General features: G+C 60.3%; 18 protein-coding genes and 2 pseudogenes. 7 read left to right on the top strand and 13 right to left on the bottom strand.

The window, feature by feature from the left end:
* Window positions 1–153: 153 nt before the first annotated feature.
* Window positions 154–1828 (top strand): annotated as a pseudogene (locus tag BSK43_RS04385) (PAS domain-containing methyl-accepting chemotaxis protein).
* Window positions 1829–1987: 159 nt separating this feature from the next.
* Window positions 1988–2867: pseudogene (locus BSK43_RS04390) on the top strand (alanine--tRNA ligase-related protein).
* 114 nt (window positions 2868–2981) lie between these two features.
* On the opposite strand, the gene BSK43_RS04395 reads toward BSK43_RS04390, so the two are convergent.
* The 8 genes from BSK43_RS04395 to BSK43_RS04430 all read right to left on the bottom strand — a co-directional run bounded on the left by BSK43_RS04395 (window position 2982) and on the right by BSK43_RS04430 (window position 13100).
* The gene (locus BSK43_RS04395; protein ID WP_077471785.1) at window positions 2982–4640 is read right to left on the bottom strand and encodes an OFA family MFS transporter; all 1659 of its coding nucleotides are present in this window, start codon (window positions 4638–4640) and stop codon (window positions 2982–2984) included.
* 109 nt (window positions 4641–4749) lie between these two features.
* On the bottom strand, window positions 4750–5016 hold the full coding sequence (locus BSK43_RS04400) for a formate dehydrogenase subunit delta (protein WP_077471786.1): 267 nt from the start codon (window positions 5014–5016) through the stop codon (window positions 4750–4752).
* Complete coding sequence (gene fdhD / locus BSK43_RS04405) at window positions 5006–5833, bottom strand: formate dehydrogenase accessory sulfurtransferase FdhD (protein ID WP_077471787.1); 828 nt, start codon at window positions 5831–5833, stop codon at window positions 5006–5008. The genes BSK43_RS04400 and fdhD overlap by 11 nt, the downstream gene beginning before the upstream one ends.
* Window positions 5834–6061: 228 nt before the next feature.
* Entirely contained in the window at window positions 6062–8941 is a 2880-nt protein-coding gene (gene fdhF / locus BSK43_RS04410) for a formate dehydrogenase subunit alpha (RefSeq protein ID WP_077471788.1), read from the bottom strand.
* A gap of 5 nt (window positions 8942–8946) precedes the next feature.
* Window positions 8947–10503, bottom strand: a complete 1557-nt coding sequence (locus BSK43_RS04415; protein WP_077471789.1) for an NADH-quinone oxidoreductase subunit NuoF — start codon at window positions 10501–10503, stop codon at window positions 8947–8949.
* Window positions 10500–10979 carry a formate dehydrogenase subunit gamma gene (locus tag BSK43_RS04420; protein WP_077471790.1) on the bottom strand — a complete coding sequence of 160 codons (480 nt, stop codon included), beginning with the start codon at window positions 10977–10979 and terminating at the stop codon, window positions 10500–10502. Before BSK43_RS04420 ends, BSK43_RS04415 begins: the two co-directional genes overlap by 4 nt.
* A 162-nt stretch (window positions 10980–11141) precedes the next feature.
* The gene (locus tag BSK43_RS04425) at window positions 11142–12035 is read right to left on the bottom strand and encodes a LysR family transcriptional regulator (RefSeq protein ID WP_077471791.1); all 894 of its coding nucleotides are present in this window, start codon (window positions 12033–12035) and stop codon (window positions 11142–11144) included.
* Between the two features lie 99 nt (window positions 12036–12134).
* Window positions 12135–13100 (bottom strand): zinc-binding alcohol dehydrogenase family protein, encoded by a 966-nt coding sequence (locus BSK43_RS04430; protein WP_077471792.1) that lies wholly within the window; start codon window positions 13098–13100, stop codon window positions 12135–12137.
* A gap of 63 nt (window positions 13101–13163) precedes the next feature.
* Here BSK43_RS04430 and BSK43_RS04435 point away from each other — a divergent pair, with 63 nt between their 5' ends.
* Window positions 13164–13649 carry a MarR family winged helix-turn-helix transcriptional regulator gene (locus BSK43_RS04435; protein ID WP_077471793.1) on the top strand — a complete coding sequence of 162 codons (486 nt, stop codon included), beginning with the start codon at window positions 13164–13166 and terminating at the stop codon, window positions 13647–13649.
* 120 nt (window positions 13650–13769) lie between these two features.
* Here BSK43_RS04435 and BSK43_RS04440 read toward each other — a convergent pair whose 3' ends face one another.
* The 3 genes from BSK43_RS04440 to BSK43_RS04450 form a co-directional block, all read right to left on the bottom strand.
* A complete protein-coding gene (locus BSK43_RS04440) occupies window positions 13770–13985 on the bottom strand; it encodes a hypothetical protein (RefSeq protein ID WP_077471794.1) in 216 nt (71 codons plus the stop codon).
* A gap of 108 nt (window positions 13986–14093) precedes the next feature.
* Window positions 14094–14432, bottom strand: a complete 339-nt coding sequence (locus tag BSK43_RS04445; protein WP_068388969.1) for a metalloregulator ArsR/SmtB family transcription factor — start codon at window positions 14430–14432, stop codon at window positions 14094–14096.
* A 102-nt stretch (window positions 14433–14534) separates the two neighbouring features.
* Entirely contained in the window at window positions 14535–15305 is a 771-nt protein-coding gene (locus BSK43_RS04450) for an SDR family oxidoreductase (protein WP_077471795.1), read from the bottom strand.
* Window positions 15306–15401: 96 nt separating this feature from the next.
* On the opposite strand from BSK43_RS04450, the gene BSK43_RS04455 reads away from it, so the two are divergent.
* Together BSK43_RS04455 and glpD are read left to right on the top strand one after the other, a co-directional pair.
* Window positions 15402–16175 (top strand): DeoR/GlpR family DNA-binding transcription regulator, encoded by a 774-nt coding sequence (locus BSK43_RS04455; RefSeq protein WP_077471796.1) that lies wholly within the window; start codon window positions 15402–15404, stop codon window positions 16173–16175.
* Window positions 16176–16290: 115 nt separating this feature from the next.
* Complete coding sequence (glpD, locus tag BSK43_RS04460) at window positions 16291–17802, top strand: glycerol-3-phosphate dehydrogenase (RefSeq protein ID WP_077471797.1); 1512 nt, start codon at window positions 16291–16293, stop codon at window positions 17800–17802.
* Between the two features lie 110 nt (window positions 17803–17912).
* Here glpD and soxR read toward each other — a convergent pair whose 3' ends face one another.
* Window positions 17913–18377: a redox-sensitive transcriptional activator SoxR gene (soxR, locus tag BSK43_RS04465; protein ID WP_077471798.1), complete on the bottom strand. Its 465-nt coding sequence runs from the start codon at window positions 18375–18377 to the stop codon at window positions 17913–17915.
* 74 nt (window positions 18378–18451) lie between these two features.
* On the opposite strand from soxR, the gene BSK43_RS04470 reads away from it, so the two are divergent.
* Together BSK43_RS04470 and BSK43_RS04475 are read left to right on the top strand one after the other, a co-directional pair.
* On the top strand, window positions 18452–19027 hold the full coding sequence (locus tag BSK43_RS04470; RefSeq protein WP_077471799.1) for an NAD(P)H-dependent oxidoreductase: 576 nt from the start codon (window positions 18452–18454) through the stop codon (window positions 19025–19027).
* 182 nt (window positions 19028–19209) lie between these two features.
* Complete coding sequence (locus tag BSK43_RS04475) at window positions 19210–20421, top strand: acyltransferase (RefSeq protein WP_077471800.1); 1212 nt, start codon at window positions 19210–19212, stop codon at window positions 20419–20421.
* A gap of 40 nt (window positions 20422–20461) precedes the next feature.
* On the opposite strand, the gene BSK43_RS04480 is transcribed toward BSK43_RS04475, so the two are convergent.
* Window positions 20462–21583, bottom strand: a complete 1122-nt coding sequence (locus BSK43_RS04480) for a mandelate racemase/muconate lactonizing enzyme family protein (protein ID WP_077471801.1) — start codon at window positions 21581–21583, stop codon at window positions 20462–20464.
* Between the last annotated feature and the right edge of the window lie 2 nt (window positions 21584–21585).

The raw sequence follows: 21585 nt of genomic DNA on the forward strand, positions 1-21585 counted from the left end.
CGATTGTGAAGTGAGGTAAGAAAATACAATCAAAACATTCCGACCATCCCGTGCGGAGCGCTGTCCTGTCGGCGCTCTGACGAGCGCGGCCGCCCGCTTCGTTGCCATCAAGTCGACGCCCGGCAAGCGTCAGCTCTCGGAGAGGGAAAAGGAATGTTCAGCCTATCATCGGATGCCAGCCGCATCCTGTCTGCCGTTTCCAAGTCACAGGCCATCATCGAATTCGACCTTCAGGGCAAGGTCCTGACTGCAAACGAGAATTTCTGCCGCGCGCTCGGTTACGAACTGAAGGAGATCGTCGGCAATCATCACCGCATGTTCTGCGAACCGGCCTATGTCGCCACTCCCGCCTATCATGACTTTTGGGCGCGCCTCGGCCGCGGCGAATATGATGCCGGCACCTACAAGCGGCTCGCCAAGGGCAATCGCGAGATCTGGATCCAGGCGTCCTACAACCCGGTTTTCCGCAACGGCAAACCGGTGAAGGTTGTAAAGTTCGCCGCTGACGTTACCGAGACCAAGAAGAAGGCGATCGACGATGCCGGCAAGCTCGAAGCGCTCTCGCGCTCGCAGGCCGTCATCGAATTCCTTCCCACAGGCGAGATCCTGACCGCCAACGAAAACTTCTGCGGCGCCATGGGCTATGCGCTCAGCGAAATCGTCGGCAAGCACCACAGCATCTTCTGCGAGCCGACCTATGCCCGCACGGAGGAATACCAGCGTTTCTGGCAACGCCTGGCGCAGGGCGAATTCATCGCCAACGAATTTGTCCGCTATGGCAAAGGCGGCAAGGAAATCTGGATCCAGGCGGCCTATAACCCGATCACCGACGCCGACGGCAAGGTCTACAAGGTGGTGAAATTCGCAACCGACGTGACCTCCCGCATGAGCGCCATCAGCGAACTTGGCGGCGCGCTGCGCAACCTGTCGGAGGGCGACCTGACCAAGACGCTTGACCGATCCTTCGTGCCGTCCATGGAGCAGCTCCGCCACGATTTCAACGCGACGGTGCGCAAGCTGTCCGACACGTTGACCACGGTCGGCGACAATGCCAGCGCCATCGCCGCCGCGCTCGCGCGAGCTCGGCGACTCGGCAGAATCCTTCTCGCGACGGACGGAGCAGCAGGCCGCCTCGGTGGAAGAGACGGCAGCCGCATTGGAGGAAATCACCACCACGGTCGCGGATTCCAGCCAGCGTGCAGAGGAAGCCGGACGCCTCGTCGCCGAGACCAAGCATGGCGCCGAGCAATCCGGCACGGTGGTGCGCAGCGCCGTTGCCGCCATGGATCAGATCGAGAAATCCTCCCGCGAGATCACCAATATCATCGGTGTCATCGACGACATCGCCTTCCAGACCAATCTGCTGGCGCTGAATGCCGGTGTCGAGGCAGCCCGTGCCGGCGAGGCGGGCAAGGGCTTCGCAGTCGTTGCCCAGGAGGTGCGCGAGCTGGCGCAACGCTCCGCCAGTGCGGCCAAGGAGATCAAGGCGTTGATCACGGCTTCAAGCGAGCATGTGAAGAATGGCGTCGGCCTTGTCGGCCAGACGGGCACCGCGCTGGAACAGATCGTCACCCAGGTCGCAGACATCAACACCAACGTCGCCGCCATCGTCAAAGCCTCGAAGGAACAGACGATCGGCCTCAGGGAAATCAACTCGGCCATCAATTCGCTGGATCAGACGACACAGCAGAATGCCGCCATGGTCGAGGAAAGCACGGCCGCAAGCCTCAGACTTGCCAGCGAAGCGGACGCGCTGCATACGCTGCTGGCGCAATTCCGCCTTGCCGACGCGAAGGTCAGAGACATGGTTTTGCGCCGGGTGGCATAATTTCCTCCCGTCCATGATTGCAATGCCAAGACGCCCCGATCACTCGGGGCGTTGCTTTATCGGAGCCTCGGCCGCAATCGCCGAGAGGTGTCGCTCCCACCTTGCCGAAGGGTTCGCCTTGCAATCCTGGCGAGGGCTCTCTATTTTTCGCTTGGGCATATGAACCAAAAGGAGGTTGCCTATGACATCGCGGGACGCCTGATACACGACTACCGTGACTACTGCCTTCGAAGGCATCGACTACGCATGCTTTCAATCCGTACGGCCGCACGACGATACCACGCTCTTCTGCAGCGCTGGCATGCAGCAGTACAAGCCGTTCTTCTCCAATCCCTCCCATAAGGGTACCGTCTCCAACAGTCAGGCTTGCCTGCGCATGGGGGACCTCGACGAGATTGGCGACGGCACGCATTTCCTCTCCTTCACCATGCTTGGGCTGTTCTCCTTCCGGGAGATGACGCTTTCCGATGCGATCGAATTCTGGCTTGAATTCCTCGATCTGATCGGCGTCAGGCCGGATCACGTCACCATCCATCCCGACAAAATCGACGAATGGACGCCGCTCTATCGCGGCCGCGTCCCGATCGTCGCCGATCCCGAATGCACATGGAGCGACGGCAGCATCAGCGGATACTGTACGGAGTTCTATAGGGATGGAGTGGAGATCGGCAATATTGTCAATCCACTCGGCACTTGCATCGACGCCGGCTTTGGCGCCGAGCGCCTCGATATGCTGTCGAACGGGACTTTGCCGGAGAATGCTCTTGAGACACTCTGCAGCACGGCTCTGAAGATCATCGAAAGCGGCTATCTTCCGGGCAATAAGGAGCAGGGCTACGTGCTTCGCAAGCTGTTGCGCCGGATTCACTCTCTTGGCGGCACGTTAGACCACCCGTTCTTCCGGCAAGAGGTGGACCGTCAAAGCCGACTTGTACGAAAATACGAGCGGCTCCGTCACAAGCACCCCGGCAAGTCCTCGGAGTGGTGGTTCGATACCCACGGCATCGATCCGGAGACGATTTCCTCTTACGAGACCTGATGCAAAAATTTGGGTGCCCCGTAAGTCACGTCGACGAACGGGACACCCATCAATTCCAAACTTCTATCTCCGCGGTTTCACACTGCTCGATTGGCCCTTTATGCGGACCAACTCTCACCCGAACAGCGCGTAGGTGCTCTTGATCGTCACCCAGACGCCCCAGAGCAGCGGAATGCCGACGATGGCCCAGGCGATCAGCGCCTTGCCGTCGAAGCCGCCCGTGCCGATGCCGAAGGAGCCGGTGGGACCGGCATTGGCGGCGGTCTTCGCCTGGAGTGCCGCCACTTCCTCATCCGACATGAACCACTTGTCCGCAAGCGGCCTAACCAGCGAATTGGCGATGAGGCCAAGCGCCAGCATGCCGGCGAGGATATACATGGTGAAGGTGTAGAGCTGCGCTCCTTCGACGCCGGCCGCCTTCTGCGCCTCGCGGATATAGTTGACCACGACCGGCCCGATGATGCCGGCCGTTGCCCATGCCGTCAGCAGCCGGCCATGGATCGCGCCGACGAACTGCGTGCCGAATATATCGGCGAGATAGGCCGGAACAGTCGCAAAGCCGCCGCCATACATCGACAGGATGATGCAGATGGCACCGACGAACAGCACCTTGCTATGAATGCCTGCCGCCCAAGGGGCCAAAATATAAAGCGCGATACCGATGACGAAAAAGCAGTAATAGGTATTCTTGCGGCCGATTTTGTCGGAGAGCGAGGCCCAGAAGAAGCGTCCGCCGATATTGAAAAGCGAAATCAACCCGGCAAAGCCGGCGGCGATCGCCGCGACCAAAGCCACCTGATCTTTGCTGAGATCCGTGAACTTCAGGTCCGGCAGGCCGATCAACGCGCCGCCGAAGATTTCCTGCAGCATCGGCGAAGCCATGCCGATGACGCCGATGCCGGCGGAGACGTTGAGGCAGAGCACGGCCCAGATGAGCCAGAACTGCTTGGTCTTGTGCGCATCGCGCAGATGCACATGCTTCGTCGTGATCATCGTGCTCTTGGCAACGGGCGGCGTCCAGCCTTCCGGACGCCAGCCGGCAGGCGGCAGGCGATAACCGAAGGCGCCACCCATCATGAAGACGAAGTAGATCGCGGCCATGACGATGAAGGTTTGCCAGACGCCGACCGAACCATCGGTGCGGAAGTGGTTCATCAGTAGGCTTGCAAGCGGCGCCCCGATCATGGCGCCTCCGCCGAAGCCCATGATCGCCATCCCGGTCGCCATGCCGCGCCGGTCGGGAAACCATTTGATCAGCGTCGACACGGGCGAGATATAGCCGAGGCCAAGACCGACGCCGCCGATGACGCCAGCGCCGATCCACATCACCCAAAGCTGATGGAAGATGACACCTACGGCGGCAATCAGGATACCGCCGCACCAGCAGCAGGCGGAGACGACACCCGCCTTGCGCGGTCCGACCTTTTCCAGCCAGCCGCCCCACATGGCGGCGGCGGAGCCGAGCACCACGAAGAAGAGGGTATACATCCAGCCGAGATCGGCAACACGCCAGTCGCAGCTTGTCGTGAACAGGGCAGTCAGAAGATTGAGGCTCGCGCATTCTGCCGGAGCCGGAGTGGGGGTGCCAAGCGCCTTGGACAAGGGCAGCCAGAAGACGCTGAAACCATAGGCCATGCCGATGCAGAGATGGATCGCAAGAGCGGCCGGCGGCACGAGCCATCGGTTGAAGCCCGGCCTGGCGATGATGCGCTCACGATCGAGCAGACCCGCCGTTGCCGTGCCTCTGGAAATATTCGTATCCGCAGCCGTCATGAACTACTCCTCCTCGTTTCAGAGACCGGTATTCACATGCCTTTGGCAAGAATCACAATCCAGGATGGATTCTCCTCCTCCATCCAATAGCACTAGCAGGCTTGCGATACTAAGCCGGCGCAGTTTTCTCCACAGGTGCCGGCCGATGGATCAAGGGAGCGGCCTCCAGCACGAGAGGGCTCAAGCCGTTATCGCCGTGATCGATGATTTCGAACAACTGACGCCGCATGCGCGGCTCCCAGAATTTGTTGATGTGGGTGGCGACACCCTGAACCGCTTCGCTCGCTGGCTGCGTCTTGAAAAAAGTCGCGATCTGGTTTGCCATATAGATGAGCTTCGTTTCGGTCTTGCCGTGATGTGTTTCGTCAGGCGACATCGGCAATGCTCCCCGTGATAATGCGATGCGGATGGGTGAAAATTTCAAAATCGTCGCCGCGCACCAGCGCCACCAGCGTCATGCCGGCCTCGTCAGCGGTGCGGATGGCAAGCGCGGTCGGCGCGGAGATGGCGACCAGCACGGAACTACCCAATATGGCAGCCTTCTGCACCATCTCGACGGATAACCGGCTGGTGACGGCCACCACGCCCTCCCCTCCCTTGCGGCCGGAGCGGATGACCGCGCCGCAGAGCTTGTCGAGCGCATTGTGCCTGCCGACATCCTCGCGTACCGCAAGCAGCCCTTCGGACGGAATATAGAATCCCGCACCATGCACGGCGCGCGTTTCGCGATGCAGCGGCTGGGCATCATTGAGTAACGCGATAGCGCGGACGATATCCTTCTGCGTCAGCGTCAACGCCACCTTCGAAACATCAGGAACCTTGCGCACCGCCTGTTCTATCGATTCGATGCCGCAAAGGCCGCAGCCGACAGGACCTGCCATGTGTCGACGCCGCAGCCGCAGCGCGTCGGCTGCATTATCGACGAGGGTAATCTGCACATCGATCCCCTGCTCGTCCTCGAGCGGTTCGACGGCAGCGATCTCGCCGATATCGGTGATGATACCCTCGCTCAGGCTGAAGCCGAAGGCAAAATCCTCGAGATCATCAGGCGTTCCCATCATGACGGCATGCGAGGAGCCACCATAGGAAAAGGCGATCGGCACTTCCTCGGGGACAATGCGGGAACCGGAGCGAACCAAGCCATTGCGGCGGGCGGTTTCGGGAACGGTGGTGGTGGGGGTGAATTTGGTCATTGCGTGATGGGGCGTGGAATACCCCCCTCTGTCACTTCGTGACATCTCCCCCACAAGGGGGGAGATTGGTAACCCGCAGCACTCTCTTGCCTCAAGCAAACATCGAGTCTGCTGAAATCACAGTCTATTGTCTTGCGAGTGACGAGCGGCAAACTCCCAACAATCTCCCCCCAGTGGGGGAGATGTCACGATAGTGACAGAGGGGGGTATCTTTCCCCACGTTCAAATTCACTCCGCGGCCTCCATCTTCCCGGCGATACGCCGAGACTGCCGAGCCTGTTCGTCGTAATCGACCTGCCATTGCGAGGGACCGTTGGACGGCGAGACCTGCACTGCCGTCACCTTGTATTCCGGGCAATTCGTCGCCCAGTCGGAATAGTCCGTGGTGATGACGTTTGCCTGCGTGTCCGGGTGGTGGAAGGTCGTGTAAACGACGCCGGGAGCAACGCGATCGGTGATCAGTGCTCTAAGCGTCGTATCGCCGGAGCGGCTGGTCAGCTTGATCCAGTCGCCTTCGCGAATGCCGCGCTGCTCGGCATCATGCGGATGCATCTCCAGACGATCCTCGGCATGCCAGACGACATTCTCCGTTCGCCGCGTCTGCGCGCCGACATTGTACTGGCTGAGGATGCGCCCCGTCGTCAACAGTAGCGGGAAGCGCGGACCGGTGCGTTCGTCGGTCGCGACATATTCGGTGCGGATGAACTTACCCTTGCCGCGCACGAAGCCATCGACATGCATGATCGGCGAACCGAGCGGCGTCTTCTCGTTGCAGGGCCACTGCACCGAGCCCATCTTCTCCAGATAGTCGTAGGAGACGAGCGCGAAGCTCGGGGTCGTTGCGGCAATTTCATCCATGATCTCGGACGGATGCGTATAGTTCCAGCCCAGCCCCATGGCCTGCGCCATCTTCTGCGTCACTTCCCAGTCGGCATAGCCGTTGCGCGGGGTCATGACCTTGCGCACGCGGTTGATGCGGCGCTCGGCATTGGTGAAGGTGCCGTCCTTTTCGAGGAAGGTCGAACCCGGCAGGAAGACATGGGCGTAGTTGGCGGTCTCGTTCAGGAAGAGATCGTGGACGACGACGCATTCCATCGCGGCAAGACCGGCGGCAACATGCTTGGTATCCGGGTCGGACTGGAGGATGTCTTCGCCCTGGATGTAGAGGCCCTTGAAGCTGCCGTCGACGGCGGCATCGAGCATGTTGGGAATGCGCAGACCCGGTTCGTTGTTGAGCTTCACGCCCCAGAGCTTTTCGAAGATATCACGCGTCGCATCATCGGAGATATGGCGATAGCCCGGCAGCTCGTGCGGGAAAGAGCCCATGTCACAGGAGCCCTGCACATTGTTCTGCCCACGTAGCGGGTTCACGCCGACGCCCGGACGGCCGATATTGCCCGTCACCATGGCAAGGTTGGCGATCGCCATGACCGTGGTCGAGCCCTGGCTGTGCTCAGTGACACCCAGGCCATAATAGATTGCGCCATTGCCGCCCGTGGCAAAGAGACGAGCCGCACCGCGTACGAGATCCGGGGAAACACCGGTATATTTTTCCGTTTCCTCCGGGCTGTGCTGTGGTTCGGCGACGAAGGCTGCCCAATCTTCGAACTCCGACCAGTCGCAGCGTTCGCGGATGAACTTTTCGTCGAACAGGCCTTCGGTGACGATGACATGAGCAAGCGCCGTCATCATCGCGACATTGGTGCCCGGCTGCAGCGGCAGGTGGAAGCTCGCCTCGACATGCGGGGTGCGCACCAGATCGATGCGGCGCGGATCGATGACGATGAGCTTGGCGCCCTGGCGCAACCGCTTCTTCAGGCGCGAACCGAAGACCGGATGGCCGTCCGTCGGGTTGGCGCCGATGACGAGGACGACATCGGAATGCTCGACGCTGTCGAAATTCTGTGTGCCGGCAGACGTGCCGAAAGCCTGACCCAGGCCATAGCCTGTGGGAGAGTGGCAGACGCGGGCGCAGGTATCGACATTGTTGTTGCCGAAGCCGGCGCGGACCAGCTTCTGCACGAGGAAGGTTTCCTCATTCGTGCAGCGCGACGAGGTGATGCCGCCAACGGATTCGCGGCCATACTGATATTGCAGACGCTTGAACTCGGTGGCGATATGAGCAAAGGCCTCATCCCAAGTGACTTCGCGCCAGGGATCGGTGATCTTTTCGCGCACCATCGGGTTAAGGATGCGGTCCTTGTGGGTCGAGTAGCCATAGGCGAAGCGGCCCTTGACGCAGGAATGGCCGCGATTGGCCTGGCCATCCTTCCAGGGCACCATGCGCACCAGTTCCTCGCCGCGCATTTCCGCCTTGAAGGAGCAGCCGACGCCGCAATAGGCGCAGGTGGTGACGAGCGAATGCTCCGGCTGGCCGATTTCTATCACCGACTTCTCGGTCAGCGTCGCCGTCGGGCAGGCCTGCACGCAGGCGCCGCAGGAAACGCATTCCGAGTCGATGAAATGTTCGTGCATGCCGGGAGAGACGCGCGAGCCGAAGCCGCGGCCCTCAATGGTCAGCGCAAACGTGCCCTGCACCTCTTCGCAGGCGCGCACGCAGCGCGAGCAGACGATGCACTTCGAAGGATCATAGGTGAAATAAGGGTTGGATTCGTCCTTCGGCATCCATTTCAGATTGATGTCGCCGCTGTTGCGCGCCTTGACGTGATTGTCGCCCTCATAGCCGTAGCGAACATCGCGCAGACCGACGGCGCCGGCCATGTCCTGCAGCTCGCAATCGCCGTTGGCGGCGCAAGTCAGACAGTCGAGCGGGTGGTCGGAGATATAAAGCTCCATAACCCCGCGGCGAATATCCTTGAGCCGACCGGTCTGCGTGTGGACGACGATACCAGGTGCGACCGGCGTCGTGCAGGAGGCCGGGGTGCCGTTGCGGCCCTCGACCTCGACGAGACAGAGGCGGCAGGAACCGAAAGCATCGACCATGTCGGTGGCGCAGAGCTTCGGCACCTGAATGCCTGCTTCCATCGAGGCCCGCATGATCGACGTGCCCTCGGGCACAGTAATCTGGCGCCCGTCAATGGTCAGCGTCACCATGGTTTCGGAAAGGGATGCGGGCGTGCCGTAGTCGATTTCTGGAACGAGAGACATGGGTCTTACTCCGCCGCTTCAATCAAAGGAACCGGAGAGAAATCTTCCGGAAAATGGGTCATCGCGCTGGTGACGGGATAGGGCGTGAAACCGCCGAGCGCACAGAGCGAGCCGAACTTCATCGTGTTGCAGAGATCGGCAAGCAGCGCCCTGTTCTTCTCGGGCTCGATGCCGCGAGCAATCTTGTCCGCCGTCTCGACACCGCGGGTCGAGCCGATGCGGCAGGGCGTGCACTTGCCGCAGCTTTCCACCGCGCAGAATTCCATGGCAAAGCGCGCCTGCTTCAGCATGTCGGCCGTGTCATCGAAGACGACGATGCCGGCATGGCCGATCAAACCGTCCTTGGCCGCAAAAGATTCGTAGTCGAACGGGGTGTCGAACAGCGCGCGCGGGAAGTAGGCGCCGAGCGGGCCGCCGACCTGCACGGCCTTCACCGGCCGTCCCGTCGCCGTGCCGCCGCCGATCTTGTCGATGATATCGCCCAGCGAGAGGCCGAAAGCCGTCTCATAAAGGCCGCCATATTTGACATTGCCGGCGATCTGCAGCGGGATCGTGCCGCGCGAGCGGCCCATGCCGAAATCACGATAGAAGGCAGCCCCCTTGTCCATGATGACAGGGACGGAAGCGAGCGAGATCACATTGTTGATGACTGTCGGACAGTTGAACAGGCCCTTGTGTGCGGGCAGCGGCGGCTTGGCGCGCACGATGCCGCGCTTGCCCTCGAGGCTATTCAAGAGTGCCGTTTCCTCGCCACAGACATAGGCGCCCGCACCGGTGCGGATCTCCATGTCGAACGCCTTGCCGGAACCCAAAACCGAGCTCCCCAGAATGCCGGCCTTGCGGGCGATCTCGACAGCTGAGGTCATCGCGGCGATCGCATGCGGATATTCCGAGCGCGTATAGACGAAGCCCTTGGTCGCGCCTGTCGCAAGACCCGCGATCGCCATGCCCTCGATCAGCACGAAGGGGTCGCCCTCCATGATCATCCGGTCGGCAAAAGTGCCGCTATCGCCCTCGTCGGCATTGCAGACGATATATTTACGGTCGCCCGGCGCATCGAGCACCGTCTTCCATTTGATGCCGGTCGGGAACCCTGCACCGCCACGGCCACGGAGACCGGAATCGGTGACGTCCTTGACGATATCTCCTGCCGCCATGCCGATGGCGCGGCGCAACCCCTTGAGGCCACCATGGGCCTCATAATCTGTAAGCGAAAGAGGATCGGTGATGCCGCAGCGGGCAAAGGTCAGTCGTGTCTGCTCCTTGAGGAATGGGAGGTTTTCGACCTCCCCAAGACAGAGCGGATGCTCGCCCCCTTCCGCGAGCCCGGCATCGAAAAGGGCTGGCACATCCTTGGCCTTCACCGGCCCGTAGCCGATGCGCTTCCCGTCGATCTCGACTTCGACCAATGGCTCCAGCCAGAACATGCCGCGCGAGCCATTGCGCACGATGCGCGCATCGAGGCCGCGTTTGGCAACTTCTTGTGCAACGGCTTTCGCCACCTTCTCCGCACCAAGCGAAAGGGCAGCAGCATCGCGAGGGATATAGATGGTGAGGGTCATTGACGCGCCTCCTTCACGAGGTCGTCGGTGCTCTCATCGTCGAGCCGACCATAAAGCTCGCCATCCAGCATGGCCGCCGGCGCGCAGGCGCAGAGCCCGAGACAGTAGACCGGCTCCAGCGTGACGCTGCCATCCAGCGTCGTCTGATGAAAATCGATGCCGAGCAGGCGCTTGATGCGCTCTGCGACTTCATCGCCACCCATCGACTGACAGGCTTCGGCACGACAGAGCTTCAGGACATGGCGACCCGTGGGATGGTCGCGATAGTCGTGATAGAAGGTCATCACGCCGTGCACTTCGGCGCGCGAAAGGTTCAATGCCTTGGCGATCAGCGGCAGCGTATCCTGCGGCACATAGCCAAACTCCTCCTGAATCCCATGCAGGATCGGCAAAAGCGGCCCTTCCATCGATTTCATGCTATCGATGATGGTGCCGGCACGGGTCGCAATCTCGCCCGCACCCAGGTTCAAGCTCATAAACAAACCTCCCACGCATAATCCGAAAACCGCCGCGGCAATTTCAGAAAGACTTATGCGGCATTTCCTCCGAGGCGCGCGATCGACACGCCTGCGAGTAAGGTCGCAGGGAGAAGGCAAAGGATCAATAAGGCAGTCCCGTCATTCGATAGAAAATTTCTATCAAGACCTATCAGCTTCCGCGAGCAATCTTGCTTCATGCAACAAAGCGGAGACGAGCGGCGTGAAGGGCTCACGATGCGTGGCGACCAGCCCGACGAGATGCTCCGCATCCGGCTCCGTGATCGGGATTTTGCGGATATCGACCGGAAAACCGAAGGAATCGGCGATATTCTTCGGCATGATGCTCGCCCAACGTCCGGTCTGGACGTGCGAAAACAACACGATCATCGAATTCGATTCGAGCGTCGGCTTGGCCGTGGCGCCGGCTTCAGCAAGATGTCGGTTGATAATCCGGCGGTTTTGCATGTCGGCAGTCAATAGACAAAGCCGAAGATCGCCGATCTCCTTCCAGGTGACGCTTGCACGCTCGGAAAACGGGCTGCCGGCGGCCGTAATCAAATGATAGCGCTCGGCATAAAGCGGCACGCTGGTGACACGCCCAAGTGGTTCGTTCTCCAGATAGGTGATACCGGCATCGATCTCGAGATTTTCGAGCAGGCTCAGTACCTGAAGCGAGTTGCGCGATAAGATGGAGAAGGTCACGTCGGGGTGCCTCTCCTGGAAAGGCGTGGTGATTTTCTGCACCGTGGCAAGTGCCGTTGGAATGGCCGCGATCCGGATATGACCGGCAAGACCTTTGCGCGCCGCGCGCATTTCCTCGCGCATGGTGCGGCTGTCGCCGACAATGCGACGCGCCCATTCCAGCACGCGCTGCCCCTCCGGCGTCAGCGCCTGAAAGCGCGAGCCGCGGCTGACGAGCATGACGCCGAGCTGATCTTCCAATTGCCGGATCGCCGCCGACAAGGTCGGCTGCGTCACACCGCATTCCTCGGCCGCACGGCCAAAATGCTTCTGGTTGGCAAGCGCGATGAAGAATTCCAGCTTTTCGATCATTTAGCTCTCCCGAATGAGACAGTTAAATGGGCTGGATCGTCAGCGCAACATCGGAAAGCGGAGTGCGGCTCACGGTGGATCACCACACTCCGTTGGCAATCAGACGCCGCCGTCGATTCTAAAGACGGTGCGCCGATTGCTGTCATCAAGAGGCCAGGCATTTCCAACCTCGGAAAGTGGAACCGTCTTGGAGGCAATCTTGAAATTCCCCGGCACCGTTGCGCGGAGCAACTCCCCGGTCGCGTTGACGAAGCGGTCGAGAGAGATGCTTCCGATACCGCTGCCCATAAGCGTGATAGCCGACGACCGCAGCACGGCGCTCGGCAGGCCTATATCCCCACCGCTGATCGCGCCGACCTGGACATAACGGATCGGCACCGCATCCTTGCCGGCCTTGGCGGCGGCAATGAGAAGGCTTTCAGCGCTTTCACCCCAGAGATAATCGATGACGACATCGACACCTGCAGCGAACTGCTCCTTGAAGGCCTCTTCCAGCGTCGCCTTATCCTGGACCAGCGGAATAATCACATCCGCGCCCAGCCCTTCCAGCGCCTTGAGGCTGTCGGGATTGCGGCCAGTTGCAATGACCTTGCCCGCTCCCAGATACTTGGCGATCTGAACAGCCAGCCGCCCCGAGGTTCCGGTTGCGCCGTTGACCAGAACGGTCTCGCCGGATCTGAGCTTTGCCCGCTCATGATAGGCTGCCCATGATGACACGCCGGGATTGGCGATAGCTGCCGCCGTGACATCGTCCAGGTCTTCGGGCAATTCAATAAGGTGTCCGGACCGCGCCGCGGCAATTTCGGCCATGCTGCCATAAGGCGCTTTCGGCAGGACGAAATAGACGCGTTGGCCATCATCAAGCCGTCCCACACCATCGATACCGACGATGAAGGGAAATTGATTGCCGGAGCTGTAGTGCTTTCCCGATGCCCGGCTCTTGACGACTTGGCTGACGGCGGCGGCGGCGACGGAGACAAGCCTCTCGTCGCCGACTGCGACCGGCGTCTCGAAATCACCAAAGACGGGTACGCGCCCCGCATCGAATACGATTGCAGCTTTCATCGCATATTTTCCTTTTTGATCATCCAAATTATGTGCATAATGCACTCATATGGGAGATCGACGATGACGTCAAGAAATAATGTGCAAAATACACATATACGGCTGCAATTTCGGAAACTGCATGCGTCAGTGCTGGATATTGTCAGCGTGATAAACCGGCCGCAGCGCGACGAAATCCTGATCAAGGAAGCCGGAATTCCGCTGGAGCGGGCGCTTTTTCCGCTGTTGGTCTCGATCGAGCGCTTCGGTCCGATTGGCGTCGTCGAGCTCGCGGATCGCATTGGCCGCGACTATACGACCGTCAGCCGTCAGGTCGCAAAGCTCGAAAGCCTCGAGCTCGTGGCGCGGCAGGCCGGCGCCACCGACCGTCGGGTGCGTGAGGCAGTTATCGCGCCGAAGGGAAAGCTGATGACGGACGCAGTGGACGCGGCCCGTGACAGGATCGCCAGCTCCATCTTCGGAGCTTGGGACGTCAATGACATCGACGAGCTTGTGAGGCTCATGCGAAAATTTGCCGATGCGCTGAACGAGGAACCGCCGGCTACATAGCCGCAAGGCGCTTGGAAGCACGAACTAAAATGGCCAAGACCATTTCACACAATCCTGGCCGGCTCGCATCTCCGCCGCTACCGCAATCATTTCGCCTGCGGTAGCGCCACTGGGTGGGTTTTAGTAGCCGATCTCGCGGCCGGCACATGGGCCTTCAACGAACACGCGCGGCGCAAGTGCTATTGCATCCCGTTCGCCAATCGCCGCATGTCTTGCACGCGCGGTCTTTTCCAGAAGCTTGGCAAAATCGCTCAACGATACGCGATCGGCACGAAGCATTTGGCGGATCATCGGATCTCGCAGAGCTTCCGACATCGTCATTTCATTGTTCTGCATAGCTATCCTCCTTCGACGAACAAAGGTGAATTAGCGCTGCCGCATAACACTGTCATGTCAGGCAGTTGACCATTCGATGATGAATTGAAGGCCAAAACGGGGCAGCGATCAGCAATCGCGCTGGCCGAAGGCTTCCTGCAGCGAATCAACCACGGCACAGAGCTCAGAGCGCGCGACGGCGTAGTGAATGAGTCGTCCCTCACGACGCGTATCGACGAGCTTGTCGAGACGGAGACGTGCCAGATGTTGCGAAACCACTGCCTGCGGCAGATCGAGAAGCGCTTCAAGCTCCATCACGGTTTTTTCGCGCTTGGCGAGCATGAACAAAATAGCCAGCCGGGTTTCATGCGAAAGCGCCTTCAGCAAAGCGCTTGCCTTTCGCGCCTTCTCTGTAACTTCCCCGATATTATGTTCAGCGGCACCGCCCTGCGGTGGAGACGACGACATATTACAGCCTCTGGTGAGAATTCGTATAGAGGTATGCTTATAATATTATCTAACCATAAGCTGATTCAAAAAAGACATGCGAACCAAAAAAGGTCCGATTTTTCAGCAGATAAGCTGACCGCCATTGATCTCGATCACCTGGCCGGTGACGTAACCGGAGAGTGCGGGCGCGGCGAGGAAAAGATAGGCCGGAGCACAATCTTCCGGTGTACCCAAGCGCTGGAGCGGAATGGATTTGCGCGTCTGCTCCAGCTTCTCCCTGGAGGAATAACGCTCATGGAAATCAGTTGATATTGTGCCCGGCGAGACGCAGTTCACCCGAATCCCTTCAGGCGCAAGCTCGCGGGCCAATGCTTTCGAATAGGTTGCAACAAAGGCCTTGGATGCCGAATAAATGGCGGATCCCGGGCTGCCGCCGGTCAGGGCGGAGATCGACACGGTGTTGATGACAGCTGCCTGCCCTGCCGCCCGCAGTAGCGGCAGCAACCCCCTGGTCACCTCCATGACGGAGGTCTGGTTGAGATGAACGATGCTTTCATATTGCTCGTCCGTCAGTTCGCCAGCGGGAAAGCGGCCGACCATGGTGCCGGCATTGTTGACCAGGACATCGACGCGATCGAAACGCTCGCTGGCGGCGCCGACGAAATCCCGCGTGCCGTGACCGCTGGAAAAATCACCGGCAATGAGAAAAGCACGACGATCTGATTCCGCTTCCATCAGGAAATCCGGCAGTTCCCGGTCCGCGCCGCGGCCGACATGGACGAGGACGCGGGCACCGCAATCAAGAAATTGCCTGGCCACTTCCAGTCCGATGCCACGACCGGCGCCGGTGACCACGACATTGCGATTTTCGAATAGCTTCGGATGAAACATCTTGATCTCCCAACAATACAATCCGCGCGCCGGTAATTGCGGAATTTTCACTTTACCATATGATGACGAAAAAACGAAAGAAAGGGAGCGAAAACCATGTTCCTATCCGGACGCCAGACCGAGATTCTCGAAATCGCCAAGGCGGAGGGGCGCGTGCTGGTGGAGGAGCTGGCGCAGCGCTTTTCGGTCACGCCGCAAACCATCCGCAAGGATCTCAATGATCTCTGCGACGGGCGCGTACTGTCCCGCGTGCATGGCGGCGCGATCTTTCCTGGCGGAACCGAGAACGTCAAATATGAAGCACGCCGCTCGATCGCCGCGCTCGAAAAGCAGGCGATCGGCCGTGCAGCCGCTGGCCTTATTCCCAGCAACAGCTCGCTTTTCATCAATATCGGCACAACGACGGAGGCTGTCGGCGAGGCGCTTCTCGGCCACCACGAGCTGATGGTAATCACCAACAATATCAACGTTGCCAATAAGTTGCGTATCTTCCCCACGATCGAGGTCGTCATTGCCGGCGGCGTCGTGCGCGGTTCCGATGGCGGCATCGTCGGTGAGGCGGCCGTCGATTTCATCAGGCAGTTCAAGGTCGATTATGCCGTCATCGGCGCATCTGCGATCGATGCCGATGGCGCGCTTCTCGATTTCGATTTTCGTGAAGTGAAAGTGGCGCAGGCCATCATCGCCAACGCCCGGCACGTCATTCTCGTGGCCGACAGCACCAAGTTCGAACGCACTGCGCCGGTAAGGATCGGCCACCTGTCGCAGGTTCATACCTTTGTCACCGATGAATGCAGTATTGAATCCGTGCGCACCATTGCGTCGGAGCATGCCGTTCGCCTGGTGGAAACGTCCCGCCGATCAGCCTGATCGGCAGGCTTTCTGCCTGGAAACGTTCGTTTGACATTCGTATCTATTTCACTTTAGATAGGTTGATTTTCGATTTTTCGTCTTCACGAGATTGCGTACCTTTGCGGAGAAGCGGGTGAGCGAGCAGATCTACGACATTTTCGTTATCGGTGGCGGTATCAACGGATGCGGCATCGCCCGGGATGCGACAGGGCGCGGCTATAAGGTCGCCCTTGCCGAGATGAATGATTTTGCCTCCGGCACATCGTCCGGCGCCACGAAGCTCATTCACGGCGGGCTGCGCTATCTCGAACACTATGAATTTCGTCTGGTACGCGAATCCCTGATGGAGCGCGAAGTGCTCTGGGCAATGGCGCCGCACATCATCTGGCCAATGCGCTTCGTCCTGCCCTATCACAAGGGCGGCATTCGCCCCGCCTGGCTCATTCGCCTCGGGCTTTTCCTTTACGATCATCTCGGCGGACGCAAGCTGCTGCCGCCGACGGCAACGCTCGACATGAAGAAAGACCCGGCCGGCAAGCCACTGAAGGCGCTCTTCACCAAGGCCTTCGAATATTCGGACGGATGGGTCGATGATGCCCGCATGGTGGTGCTGAATGCCCGCGACGCGGCCGATCGCGGCGCGACGATCATGCCGCGTACGAAGGTGATCTCCGCGCGGCGGGAAGGCGCGGTCTGGTCAATTGAAACGGAAAACACTATCACCCGTGAGAAGCGTCAGTTTCAGTCGCGCATGCTGGTCAACGCTGCGGGGCCGTGGGTCGATCATGTTCTCTCAGACGCCTTTGGCAAGAACCAGGTGCACAATGTCCGCCTCGTCCAGGGCAGCCACATCATCGTGCGCAAGAAGTTCGACGACCCCCGCGCCTATTTCTTCCAGAATCCGGACAACCGCATTATCTTCGCCATTCCCTACGAGCAGGATTTCACCCTGATCGGCACGACGGACCGCGACTACAACAACGATCCGAAGGATGTGAAGATCAGCGAAGAGGAAACAGCCTATCTCTGCAATGCGGCCAGCGAATATTTCAAGGAGCCGGTGCGGCCGGAGGATATCGTCTGGACCTATTCCGCGGTGCGTCCGCTTTACGACGACGGCGCCTCGAAGGCACAGGAAGCAACACGCGACTATGTTCTGAAGGTCGAAGGCGAGGAAGGCCAGGCGCCGCTGCTCAACGTCTTCGGTGGCAAACTGACCACCTATCGCCGCCTTGGCGAGCATGCCTTGGAGAAGATCGGCGAGGCCATTGGTCTCAAGGGCACGCCCTGGACGGCCAAAAGCTCGCTGCCGGGCGGTGACTTCCCCGCTCGCGGCTACGAGGCCGAAGTCACCAAGTTGAAGTCACGCTACCCCTTCCTTGCCGACGTGCATGCCCGCCGGCTGGTGCGCCGCTACGGCACCCGCGCTAGCATGATCCTCGCCGACGCAAAGACGATCGCCGATCTCGGCCGCTGCTTCGGCAGCGATCTCTACGAGGCGGAAGTTCGTTACCTGATGGAACATGAATGGGCCTATACGGCCGCCGACATTCTCTGGCGTCGTTCCAAGAAAGGCCTTTACCTTTCGAAGGAAGAAGCAACGGCGCTTGACGGTTACATCGTCGAAAGCCACGTCCACGCATAAAGCAATTCCAGGAAAAGTGTGCAGCGGTTTTCCGTCCGGAATTGCGTAAGGCAATGGCATAGGGGGGCTCAGCGCTTCTGTGAAACACCAAGCCGTTCCATGCTCTCGCCTCAATCCTCGGGGTCGAGTAGCCGCGCCCCCGCTCCTTCCTCGGCAAGCCTGTCCCAGGGATTTCGCAGCGGACAGCTCTTCATCGAGAGACAGCCGCAACCGATGCAGCCATCGAGCTGATCGCGCAGCCCCTGCAGCCGCCTGATCCGGGCATCGAGATCATCCTTCCAGCCTGCGGAAAGCACTTTCCAGTCGGCCGCCGTCGGCGTGCGTCCCTGCGGCAAGGCATCGAGCGCCGCTTGAACTTCGGCAAGCGGTATGCCGACCCTTTGCGCGATCTTGATGACCGCGACCCGGCGCAGCACCTCGCGGGGATAGCGCCGCTGGTTACCGCGGCTGCGATGGCTCTCGATCAGCCCTTTCGCCTCGTAGAAATGCAGTGCGGATACCGCCACGCCGCTTCGCGCCGCCACCTCGCCGACCGTCAGCAGCTTGGAAAATTGGCTGGGCTCGATTTTTTCCATTTTACTCTATTGACCTCAACTTTACTTGAGGTTTTATAACCCGAGCTCCAAACCGCGTAAAGCAGGAGCAAGACATGACTGAACCAACCCGGCTGGCGATCATCTACGGCAGCACCCGCCCGGGCCGGCTGTGCGATCGGGTGGTCAACTGGGTCGCACGGGAACTGGTGCACTACCCCCTCATCGAGATCGACGTGATCGATCCCCTCGAATTCGATCTGCCGTTCCAGCATGACCGCGAACACGCCGGCGTCGCCGCTCTTTCCGCCCGGCTTTCAGAGGCGGATGCCTTCATTGTCGTTACGCCGGAATACAATCACAGCTTCACGGCCTCGCTGAAATTCGTGCTCGATCTCGTCTACGAACCCTGGCACGGCAAACCGGTCGCCTTCGTCTCCTATGGCGGCATCTCCGGCGGCCTGCGTGCCGTCGAGCAATTGCGCGTGGTGTTTTCCGAACTCCATACCGTGACCGTGCGCGACACGGTGAGCTTCGCCAATCCCTGGGGGAGGTTCGCCGAAGACGGCACGCTCGAAAACCCGCTCGAGGCCCGTCAATCGCTGGTCCGCATGATCGCACGGCTGAACTGGTGGAGCACCGCCCTCAAGCCAGCCCGCGACACGCGCCCCTATCGCTCCGTCGCCGCCTGATCACCGCCCTAACATTGGGAATCCGGCCTTTCGTTTCTGGCAGGTGCGAAAGACTGGCTTGACGTCCGGGCCCTCCTCCACCACGGACCCGGACGTCTATCACTCGGCTGCAGCAACCGATGCTTGCCGATGACGCGTCCATGGCTTAACCCGCTACCAAGGAGATTTTGGCGGGGATACGGATGGACAAGACAGCACGCCTTGGAGGAGCGGATTTCATGCGCGCCGTCGCATGCCTGATGGTGCTTGCCCACCATCTCGTGCTGCGAATGGATTTCAGCCGGATTCCCGAGGCCCTGAATCTGCCCTTTATCCTGGCGCGCTTCGGCAATTACGGTGTCTCGGTTTTCTTCGTTCTCAGTGGCTTTCTTCTTTCGCGCCCGTTCTGGCAGGCTCTGGATGGAGCCCAGCCGCTGCCATCATTGAAGATCTACACTATGCGCCGCGCCGCCCGTGTCCTGCCGGGCTTCTGGTTTGCCCTGACGATCGGCTTCCTTCTGAGCTTCACCATTTATGCATTTCCGCTCGATGGCGCGCTGGCCGGCCGCTACATCGCCGGCTTCTTCCTGATGAGCCAATGGCATTGGACCACCTTTTTTCCGGTACAAGGCGACGGCCCGCTTTGGTCGATCCCGTTCGAGACAACCTGTTATGCCCTTCTGCCGATCGGCTTCCTGTTGTTGTTCCATCCCGGGCTGAGATCGCGCTCCGCCCTTCTCAGCCGCATCCTCTGGGTCGCCGTCATCGCAGCAGTGCTGGTCGGCCATTGGCTTGTCGTCACTTCCCTCCCGACAGACAGCGCCGGCCGGGGATGGCAATATGGTATGCAAGGCGGCGCCAAGGAATGGATGCCGCGCTACAATCCCATCGGCTTCTTTGCCATATTTGCCATCGGTGCACTGGCGGCAGGTATCCAGACCATGATCCCGCCGAGACGCTCGCCGGTCTATGATGTCATGGCCATCATCACGATCGTCATCGGTGTATTGCGGCTTTACCTCTCCATCGGCGGCGATTGGGAAGGCTATGGCTGGCTCGGCATTCCCTATGGCTTCCCGGTCTTCCCGCTTGCCGTTGCCGGCGCACTCATCACATTGCCGCAATCTGCATTTCTCGGAAACTTGCTCGACAATGGCCTCAGCCGCTACATCGCCACGGTCTCCTTCGGTGTCTATATCTGGCAGGATATCGTGCTGACGCTGATACAGAAGCTGTTGCCTTCGTCGTTTGGCTCAGGCTCGGACGACGTGCTCCCCGGTTGGATAGTCTCAAGCCTGATCGCAACCGCGATCATCCTCGCCATCGGCACACTGAGCTTTGGTCTTCTGGAGCGTCCCGTCATGCGCTGGGCGCGCACCCAGGAGCAAAGTGCAAAACGTCCCGCCACAGCGTGACGGGACGAAAAATCAGCGAGAGCATAGATCGGCAGCGATCTCAGATACGCGTCGCCTTCAACCGCTCTTCGTCGAGAACGATGCCGAGGCCGGGCGCAGACCCAAGATCCAGCCAGCCCGCTTCATGCTTCAGCGGCGATGCCATCGGATAGTCGCGCCGGGCTTCGCTCCACTCCGGATTGTCATAGGGATATTCGAGCCAGGAGGCATCGGCGACGCCGGCGGTCAGGTGCGCATTGGCGAGAACCCCGATACCATTCGTCCAGGAATGCGGCGTGAACTGCACGCCCGCCTCGCGCGCCTGATAGGCCAGACGCCGGCACCCGGTGATGCCGCCGACCAGCGCCACGTCGGGCTGGATAACGTCGAAAGCACGTTCTTCGATGATGTCACGGAACTCGTATAGTTCGCGCGTCATCTCGCCGCCGACGATCCGGACGGAGGTTGCCTGCTTCAATTCCTTCATGCCCTTGCGGTCGGAACGATGCAGCGGCTCTTCCATCCAGTAGACGCCGAGCCGTTCCAGCTCTCTCGCCACCGTCAGCGCATCCTTGAAAGTCCAGGAGAGCGTCGTGTCCCAGGGCATGCGCCAACCCTGGTTGCAGTCGACCATCAACTCCAGCCGGTCGCCGACGCGAGCGCGGATCGCTTCCAGCGCCTTGACGTCTTCGCGCCAGCCGCCACGGCCGCCCGATGACGAGGAGAAGCGCACCTTCATCGCCGGAAAGCCTTCTTCGATATAGCGCTCCGCCTGAGCCGCCATCGCGGCGGGTTCCCGCAGCACGCCGGAAGACGCATAGAGCCGCACGCGGCTGGCGCGGCCGCCGAGCATCCGCCAGACCGGCTCGCCGGTGATCTTGCCCGAGAGGTCCCAGAGCGCCAGATCCATCGGCCAGCAGCGGCCATAGTGGAAGTTGATATGCGAGAGCACTTCGTAGTGGCGCTCAAGGTGGCGGGGATCCTGCCCGATGAACAGATCCTCATGGCCCTCGAAGCCCTTCATCAGATCACCGGAGCCGATGCCTTCGCGGCCCTCGTCATCTCTGACGCGCACGATGGTCGCATCGAAATGCTTGCGCGGACGACCGTCCCAGCTTGCCTTGAACGCCGGATCGAGCGGCAGGCGATGATGGGTAATCTCAATGGAAACGATCTTGCTCATGG

It is taken from the genome of Rhizobium sp. P44RR-XXIV, assembly GCF_001999485.2.
Taxonomy (GTDB): Bacteria; Pseudomonadota; Alphaproteobacteria; order Rhizobiales; family Rhizobiaceae; genus Rhizobium.